The sequence below is a fragment of the Microcoleus sp. BM001215392 genome (genome assembly GCF_036700185.1).
Lineage (GTDB): Bacteria > Cyanobacteriota > Cyanobacteriia > Cyanobacteriales > Microcoleaceae > Microcoleus.
The window spans coordinates 1-5,525 of sequence record NZ_JAUBOJ010000448.1 but is presented as its reverse complement, the minus strand read 5'-3'; the positions used below and the strand labels follow the sequence as shown (position 1 = coordinate 5,525).

5 protein-coding genes are annotated in these 5,525 nt (G+C 44.5%); 2 read left to right on the top strand and 3 right to left on the bottom strand.

The genetic code is table 11. From position 1 onward, the window contains the following. Positions 1–269: 269 nt before the first annotated feature. Complete coding sequence (locus QT974_RS30370) at positions 270–1,538, bottom strand: pentapeptide repeat-containing protein (RefSeq protein WP_333472101.1); 1,269 nt, start codon at positions 1,536–1,538, stop codon at positions 270–272. Positions 1,539–1,915: 377 nt separating this feature from the next. Further along, the gene (locus QT974_RS30365; RefSeq protein WP_333472100.1) at positions 1,916–2,176 is read right to left on the bottom strand and encodes a MoaD/ThiS family protein; all 261 of its coding nucleotides are present in this window, start codon (positions 2,174–2,176) and stop codon (positions 1,916–1,918) included. Positions 2,177–2,673: 497 nt separating this feature from the next. Here QT974_RS30365 and QT974_RS30360 point away from each other — a divergent pair, with 497 nt between their 5' ends. Then, positions 2,674–2,961 carry a hypothetical protein gene (locus QT974_RS30360; RefSeq protein ID WP_265238519.1) on the top strand — a complete coding sequence of 96 codons (288 nt, stop codon included), beginning with the start codon at positions 2,674–2,676 and terminating at the stop codon, positions 2,959–2,961. Positions 2,962–3,505: 544 nt separating this feature from the next. Here QT974_RS30360 and QT974_RS30355 read toward each other — a convergent pair. Next, the gene (locus tag QT974_RS30355; protein WP_333472099.1) at positions 3,506–4,882 is read right to left on the bottom strand and encodes a cytochrome P450; all 1,377 of its coding nucleotides are present in this window, start codon (positions 4,880–4,882) and stop codon (positions 3,506–3,508) included. A gap of 259 nt (positions 4,883–5,141) precedes the next feature. On the opposite strand from QT974_RS30355, the gene QT974_RS30350 reads away from it, so the two are divergent. Next, positions 5,142–5,525: RNA-guided endonuclease InsQ/TnpB family protein (locus QT974_RS30350; protein WP_333472098.1), on the top strand; the 384-nt coding region annotated here is incomplete at its 3' end.

The window sequence follows — 5,525 nt, the reverse complement described above, 5'->3', positions numbered from 1 at the left end:
GAGGGCTGTGAAGGTTGCTGCTGTGGATTGTGTTCTGGTGGCCTGGGTCATAGCTAAACTCCCTGGTTTTGCGATGTTTTCTAATTCTTTTCACACATTATCACAGTCAATTTACTGCGTCAACCATACCCGATTCTTTTAGTCGGGATTGATTTTAAAGCCAGAAGCAAGAGGGAAGGCACGACACGGATTTGGACTTCGACCTAGTTATCCTGAACTCCTCAAACTACAAATAGTCACGATTTCATAATTTTTTTTCTGCCAATAATTTAACTTTCGAGAGATGCTTTTGAAAGAATCACTTTTCCTAAACTTGCTCTAGTAAAGTCAGCGTTTGTTAAATTTGCCTCATAAAAACTGGTTGGTGCAACTGCCCAAGAAATGCCTAGCGAACATAAAAATAACAGCACTATTGGAGCGAATAAAATGAAAAGATTTTTCACCCACAACCACAAATTGAGAGGCAATGTTTGTTGGGGCTGCCCTAATTGATGAAACATAAAAAAACCGATCTTTACACTATATATGAGAGAAGAAAAAAGGATTATAATTGGCAAAACAATCAAAAATCTTTGAAGAACTAGCTGAATATTGTAAGTTCTATACAAAAAATATCCAAGGATAAATCCTAAAAACAAGAAGGTGTAATAAAGACAAATATAAAATATGTACAATAAATAGAGAGCAATCAGACAGAAAAAGTTACTAGAGGCTTGATAAAAACAGCCTTCTATGCTAAAGCCAGATGATAATGTATTGGACAATAAAAACATAGAAGAAAATGGAAAAAATACTACAATTAAAAGAGATAAAAAATAGCGGGTTTTTACAAGAAAAAAGCCAATTAAAGAACCTACAAGAAGTCCTAACCCTGAGAAGCTCAAAGCTAAGCTTAAGCTGCGACGAAAATTTGTAGCTTTCATGATAGATAGGCAACTGCTTCCCGCTAACAAACAAAATAAACCCGACTGTATACCGCTCTCCATTGTTGCCAAAAGGCGGGCATACCAGTCACCTGAATTTACTGTTTTCAGAATCTGAGCGACCGAACTATCATATATGAAATAATAGACAGCAATAGCAATGAAAACGAACACTAAACATAGGCTTAATACAACGACTTCTTGCTTGTATTTTCGAGCTTGATTAATTCTTACGATTTTTGTTAATAAGCTCTGAACACTACTGGAAAGAATGGCACCAAAAAGAACAGTTAGTGGAGCTGCAAAACCTAATAAAGTTTTCGCTCTATATTCTGCCTGAAGATAATCAGGCTGTTTTGAGTCCCACAGTTGCGCCGCCATCAAGTTTGTTGCTGTAGGCAGAGCAATCATTAATAACAGCAGACTCACACAGATGAATAGAAGCAGCCAAGGCGATCGCATTCCTGCCACTGCCTGTCGAAAGTTTGCTCCTGTTAGAATTGCTTTGCTAAAATCTGTACCGCGAATATCGGCATGACTGAAATTAGCATTGGTCAGGTCTTGACCAACAAATGAACGACCTCGTAAATCTTGATGGGAAAAGTCTAGAGTCATAAAAAGTTGAGGTTTATCAAGTCGGCTCCATGATTCTATGATATTGATTGTGTAGAAAATGTTGTGGGTGATTAGCGATTCGTCACAATTTGATAACTTTGTGTGCCTCGGTAGCCTCGCCCCCACGCCCAGGGCAGGGCTGTTTCATTCTTTGTAGGGGCAATCCCTCGTGGTTGCCCCCAATCCTCCCAAGGAAGACAAAAATTGAAATTTTCCCACTCGTCACTCTCCTCTTAGCTGCGTAGCAGCTTTGGATCGCGAATTAAATAATTTACAGAAGTTTGTGAGGTGGGCGGGACGCTTGGGGCCTTTTCTGGACGGGCGTCCCGCCCATCCCACAAGAAGCATAAAATTGTAAGTTATTTAATTCTCATTCCTTAGCCGCCACTGACGGGGGGGATGAGTACAACTTCGTCGCCGTCTTGAAGGATGGTGTCGGGGGAGACGAATTCTAGGTTGATCCCGAAGCGGGTGCGCGATCGCCACTGTTCTAATTGAGGATATTGGGCGATCGAGCTTTCGAGCACTTGAGAAACTGGGGTTAGGAGTGGAAATTCTAGTGTAAGTTCCGAAACGCCGTAGGCTTCACTGAAGGCGGCGAATAGTTTAACGGTGACGGTAATCGAAGAGTTAGACACGGCAGTTTAGGGCGATCGACAGTTTGACAAGGATCAACTACACCATACAATTAATTTGGAATTAAGCGCGTCGAGGCTTAGAATTAAAACCAGCAATCTCTAGTTAAGTTTTACCCTACGCGGTAAAAAGGACAGTTGATTGCAGCAAAAAATCCGAACTGGCTTGTACGCAGATCGCTCTCACCAACAAGGCGTTAGAAGTAGTTGGCATCAACTTAAATGCAATCAGCTAAGGTATAGTTGATTGCTGTTGAGGCTACTGCGAGACTAATTGGTAAGGATGCGGTATAGATGCTTGACGGTAATTGTGGGAGAGTACAAAAATATTGAACTATATTTAGCGGGTCACAACGCAGACAATGCCCTGCTAAACCGCTAAATTTTGAGGAAAAATCTGTTTTTTAAGTGTAACTGGGAATTTCCCAAGCTTTGGCTTGCGAAGCCGGCGTGCCGTTCTATCTAAGAATAATAGTCAAGTTAACGCGAACAAGATATCTATGGCTAATAACGATTTCAAGGTGCTTCAAATTATTGAAGCTAAAGGCTGGTATGCCTTTGGCAGTACGAAGCAAAGCCAGCACATTGAGAGGTGGGTCAGGCCTGTTGTGTGTTGGGTTTTAATAGAAGACAAAAAAAAGCGGCGGATTGTGACTGCTACCGCTAGCTATCAGATCCAAATTGATGACAAAGAAGTCGAGTTTTTTGCCCACGAAAGCGAAATTCAAGATATCGAGAGCCTCCCCAAGTCAGTCTCGGTATCAGAATTTCTGAAAACAGAAGATTGAGGACTGGGGTGAAGGAAATCTTTTAATCAGTTATTAATTATTCCTTAACTTGCTGTTAAATTCTATGGCGATTGAAGGCTAAACCTCTCTGATTGTGGAAAGGGGCAGATGGCTACAGGAGGAGAAATTATACTTTTGCCTTGCTTTGTCGATCGCCTCGTCCCATGCCTGAAGCACCATAAAAAATAAAGAGGCCGGAAGATTGCTGGCAATGCCAACGCACTTCCGACCTTGCTGAATAACAGGGTATGCATATGTTTTTAAAGTATGGCAGCCAGGCTTTCTAGAGATCAAGAGGACTATTGCAATCACCCACTTTTGCTTTGTGGGTATGTTTCCAAGCTTCATACTATTTTAGACAGGAATTTGAAAAATTGAGGGCGGGTAATGGTTACAGGTAAAGGATTATAGCTAATTTTATGTAGCGGGTGCTACCAAAAATGGGGTGGGACGATCGCCCCACCCCCATTTTTGGCACTCAAGGCCAAAAGTGCGATGGCTACTTCCTTAGCTTGCGCCTGCGACCGCCTTGGGTGCTGCGACTTCAAACCCCACTAGCAACAGGTTCGGGCTTTGACTGCCGCATCCGCCGCCCCAGCATAGCCATCTTCACCCCGCCCGCCGGCCCTAAAGTCACCCCTCGGCGTTTGGCTTGTACGGGCTTTTTCTCGGCCAGCGTTAGGTCGAAATCGCGCAAAATGGTTGCGAGCACCAGTTTCATCTCCAACTGCGCCAGCGCTAAGCCGATACAACGGCGACTACCGCCCCCAAAGGGCAAATACTCGTAAGGCGAGAATTGCCTCTGCAAAAACCGTTCCGGCTTAAATTGCAGCGGTTCTGGATACAAATCTTCCCGGCGGTGGGTTAAATAAATCGAGCCGAAAACTACCGTACCCGGTTCGAGTTGATGTCCCATAAGTTCCACAGGTTCCCGCACTACTCGCGGAAAAGTCAGCATTCCCACTGGGTAAATTCTGAGTGTCTCTTGACAAACTGCACTCAGATAAGGCAAGCGAGAAATCTCCATGGGATCGGGATTTTCGCCTAAACTGTCCAATTCTTGCAGCAGTTTCTGGCGTACCGAGGGCAAACTGTGAATCCAATAAAATGCCCAAGCTAGGGCTGTTGCTGTGGTTTCGTGTCCTGCAAACAACAGAGTCATCAACTCGTCGCGCAATTCTTCATTAGTCATCGGTTCGCCGTTTTCGTCGCGCGCTGCCATCATTAAGCTGAGAATGTCGGCTCGATCGGCCTTTGGTTGCTGTTGGCGATCGGCTATTTCCGCATCCATCAGTTCCTGAATTTTTTGGCGCCGCTGTTTCATGCGCCCCCAAGGACTCCAAGGGCCCCAATCTTGTTGCAACCAGGGCAGAAATAGGATACTCGATCGCAGTGGAGAGCCTGTGGTGTCGATAATCGCAGCCAGCAGCGGGGACAGTTGCTGCAACCGCGGCCCCTCATCGAGTCCGAAGACAACTTGCAAAATTACCCGCATGGTGATTTCCTGCATGGCTGTGCGGGCGACAAAAGGTCGATCGACCGTCCACTTGCTAGCAACATCTTGAGTAATATCGCAAATTTGTTGAGCGTAGTTGCGCATCCGTTCCCCGTGAAAGGGTGGCATCAATAATTGACGTTGCCGTTTGTGCTTTTCTCCAGAGATCACAATCATCGATTGTTCTCCCAGCAGGGGTTTGAGAATACCGTTGATATCCCCTGGAGCATCAAGCGCTTTGCTATTGAGCATTTCCTGGATCGCTTGCGGGTTGTGGATCATCACGAATGGTTCAAGGTTCCCCCATCGAGTCGTGAAAATCTCCCCGTACTTTTTGGCACTAACATCCATGTATGTCAGCGGATCGCCAATCCATTGAATTAGCTGTACGAATCGGGGGGTTTTGGGGCCGTTAGGTAGAGTCATAAAAATTATGGCGCTGTTAGAGGACGCGGGTAACATCCATAGGAATCCCGCAGAAAGCGGGTTATACGCTCTCCTATAATTTTAACTTTTGAGGGGGTTTGGGGGAGCGATAAGTCCCACGCTGTACCCGTTGGGGTCAGCGTTGGGATACATGGACTCCCCCAAGCAAATTTTATCCGGTCAATCAGGCGTAAAATTTGCAAGCTAGATGAACTAATTTTATCAAGAATGTATATCATGCTAAAGAAAGGTAAAAACAATGCAGCATCAAGCCGTCAAAGTCAGACTGTATCCGACAACTGAACAACAAGAGATACTATCTCAGCACTTTGGATGCTCTCGCTGGTGGTGGAATCATGCACTCAACTTGTGCATTGAAACCTACAAAGCCACGGGTAAAGGCTTGACTCAAATTGCGTTGAACAAACTCCTACCAAATCTCAAAAAACAAGAAGAAACACAATGGTTGTCGGAGTGTTACTCTCAAGTTTTGCAAGCGACTACGCTCAAATTGGTAACTGCTTACAAGAACTTTTTTGAGTCGAGAGCTAAATACCCTAGATTCAAAGCCAAGAAAAATAGGCAATCAATTAGACTTGAATTGCATAAGTCTTCGATCGATACAGAAACCGCAGATGTCAGA